The following is an 18,432-nucleotide window of genomic DNA, read 5'->3' as shown; positions in this document are numbered from 1 at the left end:
CGGGCTTAACGACGCGGAGGGGATTTTTTTTCACCGATTTTAAAAGAGGTCAGTACATGAGCACCTTAGGTCATCAATACGACAACTCCCTGGTTTCTAACGCCTTTGGTTTTTTGCGTCTGCCGATGAACTTCATGCCTTACGACAGCGACGCCGATTGGGTGATCACCGGCGTACCGTTTGATATGGCAACGTCAGGTCGCGCGGGCGGCCGCCATGGCCCGGCGGCGATCCGTCAGGTTTCCACCAACCTGGCCTGGGAGCACAACCGCTTCCCGTGGAACTTCGATATGCGCGAGCGCCTGAACGTGGTGGACTGCGGCGATCTGGTTTATGCGTTCGGGGATGCGCGTGAAATGAGTGAAAAACTGCAGGCGCATGCTGAGAAGCTGCTGTCTGCCGGTAAGCGCATGCTCTCCTTTGGCGGCGACCACTTCGTCACGCTGCCGCTGCTGCGCGCGCACGCTAAACACTTTGGTAAAATGGCGCTGGTGCACTTTGACGCCCACACCGACACCTACGCGAACGGCTGCGAATTCGACCACGGCACCATGTTCTACACTGCGCCGAACGAAGGTCTGATCGATCCGAATCACTCTGTGCAGATCGGTATTCGTACCGAGTTCGACAAAGACAACGGCTTTACCGTGCTGGATGCGTGTCAGGTTAACGACCGCAGCGTTGATGACATCATCGCTCAGGTTAAGCAGATTGTCGGTGATATGCCGGTATACCTGACTTTTGATATCGACTGTCTGGATCCGGCGTTTGCACCGGGAACCGGTACGCCAGTGATCGGCGGCCTGACGTCCGATCGCGCGATAAAACTGGTACGTGGTCTGAAAGATCTGAACATCGTCGGGATGGATGTTGTTGAAGTGGCTCCGGCCTACGATCAGTCAGAGATCACCGCACTGGCGGCGGCAACGCTGGCATTAGAAATGCTCTATATCCAGGCGGCGAAAAAAGGCGAGTAACGGTTTCGGGCTATTTTACTCGCCATTTTGAACCCGGGCAGTGCTCGCCATCCTCACGTACTACGTGTACGCTCCGGTGGCTGTGCGCTGTCCGGTCTCAAACTGACTTCGCCAATAACGCCCGATCGCTGGACTAAATTTGTCATTCTGTAGGCCGGATAAGGCGTTCACGCCGCCATCCGGCACTGTTCGAAGATTATTTGATCCCGTCTGCGCTCATGCGATCGCGAATATGTTGCGCACGTTCTGCGGATGCCGGGTGATCGTCAAACATTGAGCTTTGACGTCCTGCTTCCAGTTTTGCCAGTTTCTCAAAACTGGTGGCTAAGCCTGCCGGATTGATCCCTCGTTTGCGCAACAGATCATACGAGTAATCATCCGCTTCGGATTCCTGACGCTGGGAGAACTGCGAGTTCACCAGTTTCTCGCCAAGATCGCCCAATTGCGACTGCGACAAGCTGCCGACAATACCGCCAGCGGAAGCCGCAGCTGCGCGCACGGCGTTCGTACCCAGCGCAACCTGCATCCCTTTTTTCACGTGACCCAGCGCAACGTGACCCATTTCGTGGCCGATCACCGCTTCGACTTCGTTGTCGGTCATCATATCCATCAGGCCGCTGTATACGCGGATACAGCCGTTCGCCATGGCAAAGGCATTCACATCTTTCGCCATATACACTTTGTAGTTCACCGGCTGGCCGTTAATGTTATCGCCAAGCGCGGCGGCGATTTTGCCAAGACGCGTTGCATACTCGCTGCCAGCCGGGGCGATGGTAGCTTTGCTGTCCATATCCTTACAGGCCTGATCGCTCAGCGCTTTTACCTGCGCATCGCTCAGACTGTAGGCCTGGAAAGCCTCTGCGCCTGAGGAAAGCAGTCCGTTTGAGTCCATGTTCTGGCAGCCGGTCAATGCCGCCGCCATGCTCGTAGCAAGCAGTAAAGCGCGAATTTTCATTTTTTCTCTTCCGCACAAGGTCAGGATTATTCTAAAAAATGCGTCGTTTACAGGTGAACCGACGCTCGGCCTAAGTATAAAGAAAAGAACAATAAGCGGGCGAGAAGATTGCGCAACTTGCGCGCATGATCCAGAGATTTCTGAAGCGGCAAAAGGATGCTCCATGTACATGACACGCGGCTTGGGTTACATTGTTGGCACTTTTTTCCGGCGTAGCCCAAAACGCGCTGTCGTCAAGTCGTTTAGGGCGTGGCCTTCATTATCCGATCTGGAGTCAAAATGTCCTCACGTAAAGAGCTTGCCAATGCTATTCGTGCGCTGAGCATGGACGCAGTACAGAAAGCCAAATCCGGTCACCCGGGTGCCCCGATGGGTATGGCTGACATTGCCGAAGTCCTGTGGCGTGATTTCCTGAACCACAACCCGACTAACCCGTCCTGGGCTGACCGTGACCGCTTCGTGCTGTCTAACGGCCACGGTTCAATGCTGATTTACAGCCTGCTGCACCTCACCGGCTATGATCTGCCGATGTCCGAGCTGCAGAACTTCCGTCAGCTGCACTCCAAAACGCCGGGTCACCCGGAAGTGGGTTACACCGCGGGTGTTGAAACCACGACCGGTCCTTTGGGTCAGGGCATTGCGAATGCAGTGGGTATGGCTATCGCTGAAAAAACGCTGGCGGCGCAGTTTAACCGTCCTGGTCACGACATCGTTGACCACTTCACCTATGCTTTCATGGGCGACGGCTGCATGATGGAAGGTATCTCTCACGAGGTATGTTCCCTGGCCGGTACGCTGAAACTGGGTAAACTGGTTGCGTTCTATGATGACAACGGCATCTCTATCGATGGCCACGTTGAAGGCTGGTTCACCGATGACACCGCGAAGCGTTTCGAAGCTTACGGCTGGCACGTGATTCGTGGTGTAGATGGTCACGATGCTGACGCCATTAAACGCGCTGTTGAAGAAGCACGCGCAGTGACCGACAAACCGTCCTTGCTGATGTGCAAAACCATCATCGGTTTCGGTTCTCCGAACAAAGCCGGTACCCACGACTCTCACGGTGCACCGCTGGGCGATGCAGAAATCGCACTGACCCGCGAACAGCTGGGCTGGAAATACGCGCCGTTCGAAATCCCGTCTGAAATCTACGCGCAGTGGGATGCGAAAGAAGCCGGCCAGGCAAAAGAAGCCGCATGGAACGAGAAGTTTGCTGCTTATGCCAAAGCTTTCCCGCAGGAAGCTGCTGAATTCACCCGTCGTATGAAAGGTGAAATGCCGTCTGACTTCGACGCGAAAGCCAACGAATTCATTGCTAAGCTGCAGGCTAATCCGGCGAAAATCGCCAGCCGTAAAGCGTCTCAGAACGCGATTGAAGCCTTCGGTCCTTGGCTTCCTGAATTCCTCGGCGGCTCTGCTGACCTGGCACCGTCTAACCTGACTCTGTGGTCTGGTTCTAAGGCCATCAACGAAGATACTGCCGGTAACTACATCCATTACGGTGTACGTGAATTCGGTATGACCGCTATCGCCAACGGTATTTCCCTGCACGGTGGTTTCCTGCCGTACACCTCCACCTTCCTGATGTTCGTGGAATATGCCCGTAACGCGGTGCGTATGGCTGCGTTGATGAAACAGCGTCAGGTGATGGTCTATACTCACGACTCTATCGGTCTGGGTGAAGATGGCCCGACTCACCAGCCGGTAGAGCAGGTTGCTTCTCTGCGTGTGACCCCGAACATGAGCACATGGCGTCCGTGTGACCAGGTTGAATCCGCAGTAGCATGGAAATACGGTGTTGAGCGTCAGGACGGCCCGACCGCGCTGATCCTCTCCCGTCAGAACCTGGCACAGCAGGAACGTACCGCAGAGCAGCTGGCGAACATCGCTCGCGGTGGCTACGTGCTGAAAGATTGCGCGGGTCAGCCGGAGTTGATCTTCATCGCCACCGGTTCTGAAGTTGAACTTGCCGTGGCTGCCTGGGACAAACTGACCGCTGAAGGCGTGAAAGCGCGCGTGGTTTCCATGCCGTCTACCGATGCATTCGACAAGCAGGATGCGGCTTACCGTGAATCCGTACTGCCGAAAGCCGTCTCTGCTCGCGTCGCTATCGAAGCAGGCATTGCTGACTACTGGTTCAAATACGTGGGCCTGAACGGCGCTATCGTCGGTATGACTACCTTTGGTGAGTCTGCACCGGCAGAACTGCTGTTTGAAGAATTCGGCTTCACCGTAGACAACGTGGTCGCGAAAGCAAAAGAACTGCTGTAATTTCGATTACAGGTGAAAACGGGTCGCTCAGGCGGCCCGTTTTTTTGCTTATCAGGGTAGTTACGTGCGTAGCTGACCTGCTTCAAGACGTACTACGCGCGAAAAATGGCGCTGCGTAAATGCTGCGTCATGACTGATCGCCACAACGCTGGCGCCACGCGTACGACACACTGCGAGCCAGTTTTCGAAGACGCCAAGCCAGTGCGCATCAAAATCCCGGCTGGGCTCATCCAGCAGTAGAATAGCGGGTTCGAGGGCTTCCAGACTGGCGACGGCAACCATACGTCGTTGTGCAGTATGCAGATCGAGCGGGTGCGCGTCGGCGACATCCTCTAACTGACATAATCGCAGCGCCGCCATCGTGCGTTGCGCAATTTCAGTCGCCGGAAGCTTCTGTAGCCGTAATCCGAAGGCCACTTCCTCTGCAACCTTGCTGTGAAAGATTTGATTCTCCGCCTCCTGAAACAGTACGCCGAGCACCCTGGCGCGCTCCCGGTTTTTCAGTTGCGCAATCGCACGATTTTGAACGGTTATTGTGCCGGATGAGGGCGTCAGTAGCCCGGCCATGATGCGCAAAAGCGTGGATTTTCCTGCGCCATTATCGCCCGTTAGCGCCAGCCATTCCCCCTCCTGGAGTTCCAGCGAAATATTGCGTAAACAGTCATCGGCGGCGTTCGGCCAGCGATAGCTGACCTGGTTTAGCGTTAGCATAGTGATGACAATGCTCCGTCGCGCAGTTGCCATGCCTGCTGGCAGTAGCTGAGAAAAGGTGAAGGGTTGCGTTCGAAAAGTATCACCAAAGCATGCTGTTCCTGTGCCCACTGCTGCAGTCGAGCCAGCAGCATTGCCGTGGCTTGCGCCGTCAGGCGACTGAACGCTTCATCCAGAATCAATATTTTCGGCTGCATGGCGAGTGCGCTGGCAATCACCACCCGCTGGGTTTCCCCGCCGGAAAGGGTGCCGGGATGACGATGGCGCAGAGGCTGACATTCCGTCAGCGTAAGGGCGGCATCTATGCGCTGCATAATTTCAGTCTCGGTAAGGCAGAGATTTTCCGGGCCAAACGCCACTTCTTCCTCCACGCTGAAAGTACAACCTGAAAGCTGCAGGTAAGGTGACTGCTGCACAAGCTGGATGGTACTCGACTGCTCGACCAGCGATAGTTGCCCGATGGGATTACCCAGTAGCGTGCCTGCGCCCTCAATTTCTCCCGGAAGGAAGTCGGGGTACCAGCCAGCCATCAGCTGTGCCAGCGTACTTTTCCCGCTGCCGTTCTCACCAAAAATAGCCACCATACCAGGCCTGGCGTAATGGAAATCGTAACAGGCGGATGGCCGCATAGCGTGCGTCGGAATATAGCGAAACTGCTCTAACGTAACCATATCCAGATTCCTGTCTCAACTGCCATCAGAACCACCATACCGTAGCGGGCCAGACGTTGTAAGGTGCTGTCTGGCGGCGCCCATAGAGTGGTGCGAGTGCGATGCAGGCGAAATCCCCGCATATCGAGCGCTGCACCGCGAACGGCCAGGTCATTGAGCGCGTTATGGGTGAGCGGCACAATTAATGCCGGCATAGCGCGTAAACGTTGGTACCAGGATTCATCCAGCGGTACGCCGCGTGCGCGCTGAGCCTCGTGAATAATCGCCAATTGGTGTTTGAGTTGTTCAACCACCAGCAGCGGGCCTGCGAACAGATAGGCAACGCCTGGCGGCAGGCGTGAAGCAAACAGGGCGCGCATAAAGCGCGCAACCGGCACGTACTGCATCCACATCTGCGATGTCGACACAATGGCCAGGATCCGCAGCCAGAGCGTAACGGCATCGGCCCAGCGTTCTGGTGCGCGCGGCTGCCCGCTAATCCACTCGGTAAGCCATCCGCCGTGTACCAGCCATAGCCCCAGTCCTAAGGGGATCATCAGCCAGAGTACGTATTTCGCCCGCGACCGCGTAGCCTTCATACATAGCAAACCGACAAACGTCGCGGCGCTGTACAAGCTGAGCGGCACTCCGGCTGGCAGCAGGAGCGTGGAGCAGGCGGCAAGCGCCCACAGAGTTAACGACGTAAACGGATGCATTTAACGCACGGCAGACATCGTAGGGAAATGGCGCGTGGTGCGCAGCGGAAGCTGTCGCAGCAGCACCCAGACGATGATTGCCGTAAGGATTTTATCGACCAGATTCGCTCCGATGACGGTAATGGCGACGGACTCCACCAGGTTCTGACCGACCGAGTGCATCCAGGCGACAAAAAGATCCGCACCGCTGCCGGTGACACCGCCGAACAGAGTCGTGCGAATCGGCACGGCAACGAGGGTCACGGCAAGCGTGATAATTACGCCGCTGACCACGACTTTGGGTAAGGTGCGAAACCATCCTGCCCGTGCCAGCCAACCGGCGACCAGTCCAATAACCATGGCGACGGGCGCAAAGGCGGCGGCGATCGGATCGGTCAGTAACCCCCACAACAGGTTAGTGAGTAATCCGGTTAGCATCCCCACAACCGGGCCTAACAGCACTGCGCTTATCAACGTGCCAATCGAGTCGAGAAAAATAGGTAATTTCAACATGCTGATAAGCTGCCCGCCGACCATGTTGATAGCGATAGCAATGACAATAAGAACCAGAGACTGGCTGGAAAATTGGCGACGCGTCATAAAAGACCTCGTATAAGTGAAGCGTTAGCGGGATGAAATAACCAGTTCGTCATAACCGGAAACGGCGCAGGGCTGACGGCTGAATGCCAGAGACGTCAACTCGCCAATCACCAGCTCCAGCGTGGTTCGCACGGTACAGCCCGGCATCATGTGTCCGCCCAGCATCGCGCCGTGTGGGTCAGCAACCGCCAGATGGAGATGCTCGCCGGTAAGTTCCAGCGTGCCGTTCATAGAGATAATTTCCCACGTACCCGTAAGTAATGTGGTTTCTTCACGTCCGGCGAAGCGCAGAGCAATGTTGGTCAAACTGCCGGTGCAACCCGCTATCCAGGCTGCCTGTAGTTGATGTTGCTGGATAAAAGCGTGTAGCGCTGAAAAGACTTCCTGGCCCGGTAATAAACGCAGCGCATGAAAGCGAGCTTCAGAAGGTTGGGGATAGAATGTTGTCATAGTTGAGGGACTCCGAGACTCGGACGTTGCGCTGATAATATAGACGCGGGTTAGGGAGCTTTCTGATATAAATCAGGATTTGTGACATGGCAACGAAATAATCTTGCTACGGTTATTCGTAATTCTGGAATATGGAATAAAAGTCGCGTTGAAGGACGTTAAAATGTGACGTAAGTCAGATAACTGTGTTCTGTTGCTGGACAATCATTCCTTTTATTCCGCGTTTCGCTTATTCTAGCTGAAGCGTTTCAGTCGATTAAATGTTCGACAATTAACCAATTAGTCGCAGTTTGCGACAGGTAAGGTTTCCCTGAGCGATTTGCTGCATTACTCTGTCTGCCACATCGTTTCTGAGAAATCCTTGCAGGAGACCTATGACCGTACGCGTAGCGATTAATGGTTTCGGTCGCATCGGACGCAACGTGGTTCGTGCTTTGTATGAATCCGGGCGTCGGGCGGAAATCACCGTGGTGGCAATCAACGAACTGGCGGATGCTGCAGGCATGGCGCATTTGTTGAAATATGACACCAGCCATGGGCGTTTTGCCTGGGATGTTCGTCAGGAACGAGACCAGCTCATCGTTGGCGATGACGCGATCCGCATTCTGCATGAGCGAACGCTCGATGCGCTTCCGTGGCGCGAACTGGGTGTCGACGTTGTGCTGGATTGTACGGGGGTCTTCGGCAGCCGCGAACACGGCGAGGCGCATATTGCCGCCGGCGCAAAGAAAGTGCTCTTTTCACATCCTGGTAGTCACGACATCGACGCAACCGTTGTGTTTGGCGTTAATCAGGATCAGCTGCGCGCTGAGCACCGGATCGTTTCCAATGCCTCCTGCACCACGAATTGCATAATACCCGTCATTAAATTGCTGGATGATGCTTACGGCATTGAGTCTGGTACCGTCACCACGATCCACTCCGCGATGCACGATCAGCAGGTTATTGATGCTTATCATCCTGACCTGCGCCGCACGCGAGCGGCCAGCCAGTCGATCATTCCGGTTGATACCAAACTGGCGGCGGGCATCACGCGAATTTTCCCGCAGTTTAACGATCGTTTTGAAGCGATAGCGGTGCGTGTACCGACCATAAATGTGACGGCGATCGACTTAAGCGTGACGGTGAAAAAACCAGTAAAAGCCAGTGAAGTCAACCAGTTGCTGCAAAAAGCAGCACAAGGTGCATTTCATGGTATAGTTGACTATACGGAATTACCGTTGGTCTCAGTAGATTTTAATCACGACCCGCACAGCGCCATCGTTGATGGTACGCAAACGCGCGTGAGTGGCGCTCACCTGATCAAAACGCTGGTCTGGTGTGATAATGAATGGGGCTTTGCTAACCGTATGCTCGACACGACGTTAGCGATGGCTGCTATTGGTTTCAGGCTCGACGCTTGAGCGTCGACAAAACTTTATGAATCAACGAGAGGATTCACCATGTCTGTAATTAAGATGACCGATCTGGATCTGGCTGGTAAACGCGTTTTTATCCGTGCGGACCTGAACGTACCAGTTAAAGAAGGGAAAGTAACCAGCGATGCGCGTATCCGTGCTTCCCTGCCGACCATCGAACTGGCCCTGAAACAGGGTGCTAAAGTGATGGTAACTTCCCACCTGGGTCGTCCTACCGAAGGCGAGTACAACGAAGAATTCTCTCTGCTGCCGGTTGTTAACTACCTGAAAGACAAACTGTCTGCTCCGGTTCGCCTGGTAAAAGATTACCTGGACGGCGTTGAAGTCGCTGCCGGTGAACTGGTTGTTCTGGAAAACGTTCGCTTTAACAAAGGCGAGAAGAAAGACGACGAAGCACTGTCCAAAAAATATGCTGCTCTGTGCGACGTATTCGTTATGGATGCTTTCGGTACTGCTCACCGTGCGCAGGCGTCTACTCATGGTATCGGTAAATTCGCCGATGTCGCTTGTGCAGGTCCGCTGCTCGCTGCCGAGCTGGATGCACTGGGTAAAGCACTGAAAGAACCTGCTCGTCCGATGGTTGCTATCGTTGGTGGTTCTAAAGTTTCTACCAAACTGACCGTTCTTGATTCTCTGTCAAAAATTGCTGACCAACTGATCGTTGGCGGTGGTATCGCGAACACCTTCGTTGCTGCTCAAGGTCACAACGTGGGTAAATCCCTGTACGAAGCAGATCTCGTTGACGAAGCTAAGCGTCTGCTGACCACTTGCGACATCCCGGTCCCAACCGACGTTCGCGTTGCAACTGAATTCTCTGAAACCGCACCGGCTACTCTGAAGTCCGTAAGCGATGTGAAAGAAGACGAGCAGATCCTGGATATCGGCGACGCTTCTGCACAGCAGCTGGCTGACATCCTGAAGAATGCGAAAACCATTCTGTGGAACGGCCCGGTTGGCGTGTTCGAATTCCCGAACTTCCGCAAAGGTACTGAAATCGTTGCTAATGCCATCGCAGACAGCGAAGCATTCTCTATCGCAGGCGGCGGTGACACCCTGGCAGCAATCGACCTGTTCGGCATTGCTGACAAAATCTCCTACATCTCTACTGGCGGCGGCGCGTTCCTCGAATTCGTGGAAGGCAAAGTACTGCCAGCAGTAGCCATGCTCGAAGAGCGTGCTAAAAAGTAAGAATTTAATGGGCAGGGAAACCTGCCCAATTATTAGCGCGCTTTAGAGCGCGCGCCCTTTCCAAGGCCGAAGATACAGGACTCGCAACATGTCTAAAATTTTTGATTTCGTAAAACCAGGCGTAATCACTGGTGATGACGTACAGAAAGTTTTCCAGGTAGCTAAAGAAAACAACTTTGCTCTGCCAGCTGTTAACTGCGTTGGTACCGACTCCATCAATGCCGTACTGGAAACCGCTGCAAAAGTTAAAGCGCCGGTAATCGTACAGTTCTCCAACGGTGGTGCTTCTTTCATCGCGGGTAAAGGCGTGAAGTCCGACGTTCCTCAGGGCGCTGCAATCCTGGGTGCTATCTCTGGCGCACATCACGTTCACCAGATGGCTGAACACTACGGTGTTCCGGTTATCCTGCACACTGACCACTGCGCGAAGAAACTGCTGCCGTGGATCGACGGTCTGCTGGACGCGGGTGAAAAACACTTCGCAGCAACCGGCAAACCGCTGTTCTCTTCTCACATGATCGACCTGTCTGAAGAGTCTCTGGAAGAGAACATCGAAATCTGCTCCAAATATCTGGCGCGCATGTCCAAAATGGGCATGACTCTGGAAATCGAACTGGGTTGCACCGGTGGCGAAGAAGACGGCGTGGACAACAGCCACATGGACGCTTCTGCACTGTACACCCAGCCGGAAGACGTTGATTACGCGTACACCGAGCTGAGCAAAATCAGCCCGCGTTTCACCATCGCAGCTTCCTTCGGTAACGTACACGGCGTTTACAAGCCGGGTAACGTGGTTCTGACCCCGACCATCCTGCGCGACTCTCAGGACTATGTTTCTAAGAAACATAACCTGCCGCACAACAGCCTGAACTTCGTCTTCCACGGCGGTTCCGGTTCTACTGCTCAGGAAATCAAAGACTCCGTAAGCTACGGCGTAGTGAAAATGAACATCGACACCGATACCCAATGGGCTACCTGGGAAGGCGTTCTGAACTACTACAAAGCAAACGAAGCTTACCTGCAGGGCCAGTTGGGTAACCCGAAAGGCGAAGATCAGCCGAACAAGAAATACTACGATCCGCGCGTATGGCTGCGTGCTGGTCAGGCAACCATGATCACCCGTCTGGAACAGGCTTTCAAAGAACTGAACGCGGTTGACGTTCTGTAATTCAGTCTGCTAACGACAAACAAGGCTTCCTCCGGGAAGCCTTTTTTTCATCTCGGTTTACTTTGTCACGCAGGTGCCTTTTTCTCCAGCCAGAATCTGCGGGGCATCTTTCAGGGCGCCGATAAATGCCGCGTTTCCTGTCTGTTTGACAAACTGCATCACCGCCGCCGCTTTAGGCCCCATCGCGCCATCAGGCGCGGCAAATGGTGAAAGTTCCTCAACGGTAGCATGTCGTAACGCACGCGCCTGCGGTGTTCCCCAGTTTTCATACACGGCATCGGCGTCTGTCAGAATCAGCAGATGGTCAGCGTTGATGGATTGTGCCAGAACGGCAGCAGTCAAATCCTTATCAATGACGGCCTCGGTACCCTGGTGACCATCACCCTGTGCAATAACCGGAATGCCGCCGCCGCCACAGCAAACCACAGTATGTCCCGCATCCATCAGCGTACGGATGGCGTCGCTATCGAGAATTTTCAGCGGAGTCGGTGAGGGAACCACGCGGCGAATATATTGCCCATCGGTTTTCATCTGCCAACCATAGCGTGCTTCCAGCTCTGCCTGTTGATCCGGTTGATACACGGGGCCAATATACTTACCGGGAGCTGAGAAGGCTTCGTCCTGCGGATCCACCTCAACCCGGGTCATCAGCGTTGTGACGGGAGAGTTACCCGCGGATGACGCCAGTTCCTGAGTAATAGCGAAACCGATCATTCCCTGGCTTTCCGCGACCAGAATATCCAGCGGCCAGACCGGGGATTCTTTGTATGCTGCATTCTGTAGCGCCAGCAGGCCAACCTGAGGGCCGTTGCCATGAACAATGACCAACTGATAGTCACGGGCTAATTCGGCTGCCATCTCAGCAAATACCTGAATGCTCCGCCGCTGGTTTTCTGCGCTCAAAATTTCTCCGCGCTGTAATAACGCATTACCGCCAAGAGCAATGACAATTCTCTTTTTCATTGATGACCTCATTATGCAAATTATCTCGCGGTCAAAATAACGTTTTATTACCTTTATTATGTGATGGGAGCGACAAGTAAAATATCTACAAAAATAACTCGATAATTAATGATGATTTCAGTCTCTTTATTTAAATTGTTTTAAAAATGATTATTAGACTTTTTTTAATAATGCTGTGGTCAGTTCCCAGGAATTTATAACAATGGATTTTGTGTGACTTTGTTCAAATGAAATAAATTTTTACCCCGATAAGGTAGGCGCAGTTAAAACATCAAACCTCACGTATCGTGTCAGGTAACATGAGGTATTCAGCGGTAATTATTACCGGGAGATTGCTTATGTCTGGTTCATATGAAGTGGCTGAGGCCACAAAGAAAAAGGGAATACCGGCCTGGTGGGTCACCGTTTTCCTGTTCTGGCTCGGATGGATTTTTATGTACGCCGACCGTACGGTGCTCAATCCGGTGATGGGCGAATTAGAAAAGGAATTTGGTTTAAGCGGCACACAGTTAGGTATTCTTAATTCCGTGTTCTATTTTTCTTATGCTTTGCTTCAGGTTCCAGCCGGAATTCTGGGCGACAAAATTGGTAAGAAAAAAGTACTGGTTCCAGGATTTATTCTATTTGGTGTTTTCACCGCGGTTACTGGTTGGGCGAAAAGCTGGTATACGTTGCTATTTGCCCGCGTGGTAACGGGGGCTGGTGAAGGAACCTACTACGGTCCGCAATACGGTCTCTCTTCCGAGCAGATCCCGAAGAAATATCGTTCTCTTGGTAGTGCGATCATCAACAGTGGTATGGCCTTTGGTATTGCGCTGGGTTTGATGACCTCAAGCTGGCTGGTATACGATCAAGGACATTCGTGGCGCATGCCATTTTATGCGATGGCGGTTCCCTCGGTGTTGGTCGGGGTGGCTATATGGCTGTTCGTAAAAGAGAAGAAACGCACCGCTGATGTCGATGGTGCGCCGGTGAAAAAAGGTAAGTTCAGCGACCTGCTAAAAAATCGTAACTTAATTATTACTTATATAATGGTGTTCTGTAGCCTGTTCGGTTTCTTCGTAATCCTGACCTGGCTTCCCTATTATTTGCAAAATGAACGTGGTATTGCCGGTAGCGAAACCGGGTTTATCTCTTCGCTGGTGGCCTGGATTTCAATTCCTGGCGCGCTGTTATTCTCCAGCCTTTCTGACAAATTAGGCAAGCGAAAACCATTAATTATGTTTCTGGTGCCGGTAGCGATTATCAGCATGCTGTCAATTATTTGGATGCCGAATATGACAGGGGTAATCATTGCGCTGTGTGTCTATGGTCTGGTGGGTAAACTGGCGCTGGATCCAGTACTGGTTGCGCTGGTTGCCGACAGCGTGGATGAAAATAACTACAGCACCGCATTTGGTTTATTTAATTTCATCGGCATGAGCTCATCTATTCTTGCCCCCATTATTGCCGGCGCGGCACGTGATATGACCGGAAGCCTGGCTTCCAGCTTCTATGTTTCAGCCACTCTGCTGGCTATCGGTTTAGTTGCAATGCTGTTTTTAAAAGAAAAACGCACATAAAGAGGTAGCGGTAATGATTTACGCCTTTATTAAAAAGGGAAGTTTTCAGGATTCCGTCAGCCTGATGATCATTTCCCGAAAACTCAGTGAACGCCCGGAAGTCGATCAGGTTTCAGTCATGATGGGAACGCCAGCCAATAAATCAATGCTGGATTCCACCGGATTCTGGCACGACGACTTTGCTGACGCCACGCCAAACGATATTTGTGTCGCAGTCCGAACCGAAGGCGAAGAGCCCGGGATACTGGATTTGATCCGTGAGCAACTGGAAAAAGAGCTGAACGCGATTACCAATGCGTCAGGGAGTTCGCATCAACTGGTTAAAGCACGTCGCTTCGAAAGTGCGTGCCAGAAATTGCCTCAGGCTAATCTGTTGCTGATATCGGTCGCTGGGGAATATGCCGCGTCCGTTGCTAAAGAGGGACTGTTGGCGAACAAAAACGTGATGCTCTTTTCCGATAACGTGCCGCTGGAGCAAGAAGTTGAGCTGAAAACGTTGGCGCGCGAGCGCGGGCTTCTCGTCATGGGACCAGACTGCGGAACCGCGATGATAGCCGGAAGTCCATTAGCTTTCGCCAACGTACTCCCTGAAGGCGGGATTGGCGTGATTGGCGCGTCAGGCACCGGGATTCAGGAAATTACTTCGCAGATTGCACTACACCAGCAGGGTGTGAGCCACGCTATCGGTCTGGGGGGTCGCGACCTGAGTGCTGATGTTGGCGGCATCAGCGCATTGACCGCACTGGAAATGCTGGCTACGGATGATGCCACGCGGGTGATTGCGTTTGTCTCTAAACCACCGTCACCGCAGGTGCGAACCTGCATTATTGCCGCGATGCAAAACGTGGGTAAACCGGTTGTCGCGCTGTTTCTGGGAAGCAAGCCGGAGCAGCGTCGCGAAGGTAACGTCTGGCTGGCGAATTCACTTTCTGATGCTGCACAACTGGCGGTATTGCTGATGCGTGTGGCACTGCAGAGACAGGTTCAACCGGAAGTGGCCGGTAAAGGTATTTACGGTCTGTACGCCGGCGGCACGTTGGCAGCTGAAGCCGCTATGTTGCTCTCTGCCGGGCTGGGAGTACCCGTTAGCGAAAGCCATGACCAGGGAGTGATGCTGGAAGGCGGTGGCCATCGCATTGTCGACCTGGGGGACGACAGCTACACCCTGGGCAGACCGCATCCGATGATTGACCCGACGACTCGCAGCATTGAGATCGAAAAACTGGCCGCGTTGCCGGATGTGGGCGTACTGCTTCTGGATGTGGTGCTGGGCTATGGCGCCTGTGCTGACCCAGCTGGAGCGGTTGTTGAGGCGGTAGAGCAGGTGCGAGCCAAACGTGCCGCCCCGCTGGTGGTGATTGCCACTTTGACCGGAACCGATGCCGATCCGCAGGGGCGCTGTGGGCAGGCGGAGATACTTCGCGAGGCTGGGATAGCGGTGGTGGAAACGCTGGAAGAGGCAGTTTTACTCGCCGTCAACCTGACACATCACCAGGAACGTAGCATCCCGGCATCCCATAGCGCACTCCTTGATGGCGTACAGGTCATTAACGCTGGATTACGCAGCTTTGCACTGGATCTGCAAAGCAGCGGTACGCCGGTTGTGCATTATCAGTGGGCACCTGTTGCCGGTGGCAACGCCCGTCTTGCCAGTTTACTCAAACAGTTACATTAAGTTCAGAGGTACGGATATGTATTCATCTATTGCACAGGCCAACGAAGCCATTATCGAACGAATTAAAGCCGCGCGTCCCCACTGGGTTGCTGTGCGCCCTGCAAAAGAAGCGGTGGCCGAATTGTCTTCTGGACGCAAATTATTGCACGCTGGTCCGCCGATCGCCTGGGAAGAGATGACCGGCCCAATGCGCGGAGCCTGCATTGGCGCATCATTGTTTGAAGGCTGGGCGGTGACGGAAGAAGATGCCGTGCGGATGCTGGAGCAGGGTGAGGTTGATTTTATCCCCTGCCATCACGTTGGCGCGGTAGGTCCGATGGGAGGAATCACCTCCGCTAATATGCCGGTGCTGGTGGTGCGCGACGTTGTGCATGGTAACCAGTCCTGCTGCAACCTCAATGAAGGTATTGGCAAAGTGATGCGTTTTGGCGCCTACGGCGATGACGTGCAAAAGCGCTTGCGCTGGATGCGCGACACGCTGGCGCCAGTACTACAGGAAGCGCTCTCGCTGATGGAAAATGGCGTCGATCTGACGGCAATGATGGCGCAGGCCATCACCATGGGCGATGAGTTCCACCAGCGTAATATTGCCGCCTCTTCTCTGTTACTGCGTACACTCTCTCCGGTGATCGCGGGTCTGGATCGTCCGAAGACGGAAATCACTGAGGTACTGCAGTTCCTGAGCGTAACAGACCAATTCTTCCTCAATTTGGCTATGGCCTATAGTAAGGCAGTGATGGATGCCGCGGCGGAAATTAAGGCAGGCTCAGTGGTCACTGCGATGACGCGTAACGGTCGTGATTTCGGCATTCGCGTGAGCGGAACTGGCGATCGCTGGTTTACCGCGCCGGTAAATACGCCGCAGGGTTTGTTTTTTACCGGCTATAGTCAGGTTGACGCGAATCCGGACATTGGCGACAGCGCCATCACAGAAACGTTGGGGATTGGTGGTGCAGCAATGATTGCGGCACCCGGCGTAACGCGCTTCGTCGGCGCGGGTGGTATGGGCGCGGCGCTGGAAACCTCAGAAGAGATGGCGGAGATTTATCTTGCCAACAACCCGCTGTTTCAGATCCCCTCATGGGATTTCAAGGGGGCATGTCTGGGGCTGGATATCCGCCGTGTAGTCGAAACAGGGATTACGCCGCTAATTAACACCGGTATCGCACATAAAGATGCGGGGATTGGTCAGGTGGGAGCGGGAACCGTACGCGCACCGCTACTCTGTTTTGAAAAAGCACTTGAAGCTCTGGCCGAACTACATCACATCACCGCCTGATATTGAAGGGGCGGCAAGGCCGCCCCTGAGTATTACTGATGAAGACAATTAATGCTCTAGCCTGCGCCGGGTTTTATCGGCTACCCGATGGCGAATGGAGACGGCATAGCTGTTTTACGCAGGCGATTAACTTTTGCCGTCCAGACGGTGAGTTATTGACGTTGCTTCGCCACGGAAAAGGAATGGGGCCGACAGCCGTATTGCTGAGTACCGTGCAGTTTCCCCACGTGGCTCAGATTGAATGGCTAAGCAAACAAGGAAATATCCTGCGAGGGAAAAACATCACAATTTGCCCGCGTCGCATACTGCAATTGCCAATAAGCTCCATCGCCATTGCCCCAGTCGATCTTTCTTTTTGTACGCAACACAGTGGCCTCTGCGGAGCGCTAAATCAACCGGTTCACACGATGTCGCACTATTCTGAGATTATTAAGCAGCTTGATTGTTGGTATTGCGGCATGACCCCCGACTGGAGCTGGCTGATCGGATGTGGACCTGGGCTGACGCCTAGCGGTGATGACATGCTGACTGGCATGTTGGCCGTACTGTATGCCGCAGGGTTTTCTGCGCAACTTCAGTATTTTTTACCTCCGGCGAAACAGCTGGCAAAACTCACTACATCAGTCAGTTGCAGCTATTTGAACAGCGCCAGAGTGGGGGAGTTTTCTACATCAGTGCAGAAGGTCATACGCGCTTTACAACCGGGGCGCGAGTCTCATTTTGCAATTGCGCATCTGCTTGCTGTTGGTCATACCTCGGGAGCAGATATATTGCTAGGGATAGCAATAGCTCAACAGTGGTTACAGAGGAACGATCCAAGGAGAATGCATGCTCGATCAGGAAACAATACGCACGTTTATTCGGGTTGCGGAGACGGAGAGTTTTTCCCGCGCAGCCAGCTCACTCCATAAAACGCCAGCGGCGATTAGCTATCGTATCAAAACGCTGGAAGAGCAGGTGGGGACTCAACTCTTCATGCGCACTACGCGCACTGTCAGTCTGACATTGGCCGGACAGCATCTGCTTGAGCATTGCCGGCAGTGGCTCAACTGGCTGGATGCGATGCCGGATGAGCTTCAGCAAATCAATGCGGGCGTTGAACGGCAGGTGAATATCGTTATCAATAATCTGCTGTACCAGCCACAGACCACGGCGGATTTACTGACCTGGCTGCATCAACAATTTCCCTTTACCCGCTTTCAGATTTCCCGACAGGTCTATATGGGCGTGTGGGATTCACTGTTGTATGACGATTTCCAGTTAGCCATTGGCGTCACCGGATCGGAGTCGTTGTCCAATAATATTTCTCTGTTGTCACTCGGTGACATCAGCTGGCAGTTTGTGGTGGCGCAGAATCATCCTCTGGCTCGCCACCCCGCGCCTGTACTGTCAGACGATATGCTGCGTCGTTACCCGGCGATTAATATTGAAGATACCTCGCGCACGCTTACGCGCCGCGTTGCCTGGCTGCTCAGTGGTCAAAAGGAGATCAAAGTTCCGGATCTCAGTACCAAGCTGGCCTGTCATTTAAGCGGCCTCGGGGTCGGTTTCTTGCCGGAGCGGATGTGTCGTCCTTATGTTGAGTCCGGAGCATTGGTTGCCCGTGAGGTAATCAATCCACGCCAACCGTCACCGCTCTCTATCGCCTGGAAGAATGCAGGTAGCGGAAAGGTGGTCAGTGAAATTGCCGAAATCTTTAAGCAGAAAGATCCACTGGTCAGCGGGTTCTTGCGGATGATTGATCAACCAACCGATCATTGAATTTACGAATGCTTTTATTGGATCATGTTGAAAAATGGCATGTTCGGTCTTTTTTGTTTACCTTTAGTACAGTATTTTTGTGAGAATGATCTCATGAATTTTTTTGACA

The 18,432-nt window shown here is 53.5% G+C and carries 17 protein-coding genes; 10 read left to right on the top strand and 7 right to left on the bottom strand.

Translation table 11 applies throughout. The features are described 5' to 3' along the window. Window positions 1-56 precede the first annotated feature (56 nt). Window positions 57-977 (top strand): agmatinase, encoded by a 921-nt coding sequence (gene speB, locus EHN13_RS03720; RefSeq protein ID WP_003027056.1) that lies wholly within the window; start codon window positions 57-59, stop codon window positions 975-977. Between the two features lie 196 nt (window positions 978-1,173). Here speB and loiP read toward each other — a convergent pair whose 3' ends face one another. Further along, window positions 1,174-1,932, bottom strand: coding sequence for a metalloprotease LoiP (gene loiP / locus EHN13_RS03715; RefSeq protein ID WP_003027053.1), 759 nt, complete (start codon window positions 1,930-1,932; stop codon window positions 1,174-1,176). Window positions 1,933-2,211: 279 nt separating this feature from the next. Between loiP and tkt the strand changes: the two genes are divergently transcribed. Next, window positions 2,212-4,203 carry a transketolase gene (tkt, locus tag EHN13_RS03710; RefSeq protein ID WP_048213189.1) on the top strand — a complete coding sequence of 664 codons (1,992 nt, stop codon included), beginning with the start codon at window positions 2,212-2,214 and terminating at the stop codon, window positions 4,201-4,203. Between the two features lie 60 nt (window positions 4,204-4,263). On the opposite strand, the gene EHN13_RS03705 is transcribed toward tkt, so the two are convergent. The 5 genes from EHN13_RS03705 to EHN13_RS03685 are packed head-to-tail and all read right to left on the bottom strand — an operon-like array spanning window position 4,264 to window position 7,309. Beyond that, window positions 4,264-4,914: an ABC transporter ATP-binding protein gene (locus EHN13_RS03705; protein WP_101742763.1), complete on the bottom strand. Its 651-nt coding sequence runs from the start codon at window positions 4,912-4,914 to the stop codon at window positions 4,264-4,266. Continuing rightward, a complete protein-coding gene (locus tag EHN13_RS03700; RefSeq protein ID WP_124020907.1) occupies window positions 4,908-5,585 on the bottom strand; it encodes an ABC transporter ATP-binding protein in 678 nt (225 codons plus the stop codon). The genes EHN13_RS03705 and EHN13_RS03700 overlap by 7 nt, the downstream gene beginning before the upstream one ends. Continuing rightward, the gene (locus tag EHN13_RS03695) at window positions 5,573-6,280 is read right to left on the bottom strand and encodes an energy-coupling factor transporter transmembrane component T (RefSeq protein WP_044700834.1); all 708 of its coding nucleotides are present in this window, start codon (window positions 6,278-6,280) and stop codon (window positions 5,573-5,575) included. The genes EHN13_RS03700 and EHN13_RS03695 overlap by 13 nt, the downstream gene beginning before the upstream one ends. Continuing rightward, a complete protein-coding gene (locus tag EHN13_RS03690; RefSeq protein WP_115642903.1) occupies window positions 6,281-6,859 on the bottom strand; it encodes an ECF transporter S component in 579 nt (192 codons plus the stop codon). A 24-nt stretch (window positions 6,860-6,883) separates the two neighbouring features. Continuing rightward, entirely contained in the window at window positions 6,884-7,309 is a 426-nt protein-coding gene (locus tag EHN13_RS03685; protein ID WP_124020906.1) for a PPC domain-containing DNA-binding protein, read from the bottom strand. A gap of 374 nt (window positions 7,310-7,683) precedes the next feature. Here EHN13_RS03685 and epd point away from each other — a divergent pair, with 374 nt between their 5' ends. From epd to fbaA, 3 genes are all read left to right on the top strand, one after another. Beyond that, on the top strand, window positions 7,684-8,712 hold the full coding sequence (gene epd / locus EHN13_RS03680) for an erythrose-4-phosphate dehydrogenase (protein ID WP_003027035.1): 1,029 nt from the start codon (window positions 7,684-7,686) through the stop codon (window positions 8,710-8,712). A gap of 39 nt (window positions 8,713-8,751) precedes the next feature. Then, window positions 8,752-9,915, top strand: a complete 1,164-nt coding sequence (gene pgk / locus EHN13_RS03675; protein WP_003027032.1) for a phosphoglycerate kinase — start codon at window positions 8,752-8,754, stop codon at window positions 9,913-9,915. Between the two features lie 88 nt (window positions 9,916-10,003). Further along, window positions 10,004-11,083 (top strand): class II fructose-bisphosphate aldolase, encoded by a 1,080-nt coding sequence (gene fbaA, locus EHN13_RS03670; protein WP_003027029.1) that lies wholly within the window; start codon window positions 10,004-10,006, stop codon window positions 11,081-11,083. A gap of 57 nt (window positions 11,084-11,140) precedes the next feature. Here fbaA and EHN13_RS03665 read toward each other — a convergent pair whose 3' ends face one another. After that, window positions 11,141-12,046 carry a carbamate kinase gene (locus tag EHN13_RS03665; protein ID WP_124020905.1) on the bottom strand — a complete coding sequence of 302 codons (906 nt, stop codon included), beginning with the start codon at window positions 12,044-12,046 and terminating at the stop codon, window positions 11,141-11,143. A gap of 338 nt (window positions 12,047-12,384) precedes the next feature. Here EHN13_RS03665 and EHN13_RS03660 point away from each other — a divergent pair, with 338 nt between their 5' ends. From EHN13_RS03660 to allS, 5 genes are read left to right on the top strand one after another with little or no spacing between them, the layout of a single operon-like run. Further along, window positions 12,385-13,608: an MFS transporter gene (locus tag EHN13_RS03660; protein WP_105242192.1), complete on the top strand. Its 1,224-nt coding sequence runs from the start codon at window positions 12,385-12,387 to the stop codon at window positions 13,606-13,608. Window positions 13,609-13,621: 13 nt separating this feature from the next. After that, window positions 13,622-15,283, top strand: coding sequence for an acyl-CoA synthetase FdrA (locus EHN13_RS03655; RefSeq protein ID WP_124020904.1), 1,662 nt, complete (start codon window positions 13,622-13,624; stop codon window positions 15,281-15,283). 16 nt (window positions 15,284-15,299) lie between these two features. Then, window positions 15,300-16,562 (top strand): YlbE family protein, encoded by a 1,263-nt coding sequence (locus EHN13_RS03650; RefSeq protein WP_124020903.1) that lies wholly within the window; start codon window positions 15,300-15,302, stop codon window positions 16,560-16,562. A 38-nt stretch (window positions 16,563-16,600) separates the two neighbouring features. Continuing rightward, window positions 16,601-17,473: an oxamate carbamoyltransferase subunit AllH family protein gene (locus tag EHN13_RS03645; protein ID WP_124020902.1), complete on the top strand. Its 873-nt coding sequence runs from the start codon at window positions 16,601-16,603 to the stop codon at window positions 17,471-17,473. After that, the gene (gene allS / locus EHN13_RS03640; RefSeq protein WP_061068532.1) at window positions 17,391-18,323 is read left to right on the top strand and encodes an HTH-type transcriptional activator AllS; all 933 of its coding nucleotides are present in this window, start codon (window positions 17,391-17,393) and stop codon (window positions 18,321-18,323) included. Before EHN13_RS03645 ends, allS begins: the two co-directional genes overlap by 83 nt. Window positions 18,324-18,432 lie beyond the last annotated feature (109 nt).

The organism is Citrobacter youngae (genome assembly GCF_003818115.1).
Lineage (GTDB): Bacteria > Pseudomonadota > Gammaproteobacteria > Enterobacterales > Enterobacteriaceae > Citrobacter > Citrobacter youngae.
This window is presented reverse-complemented; position numbering and strand designations above follow the sequence as displayed.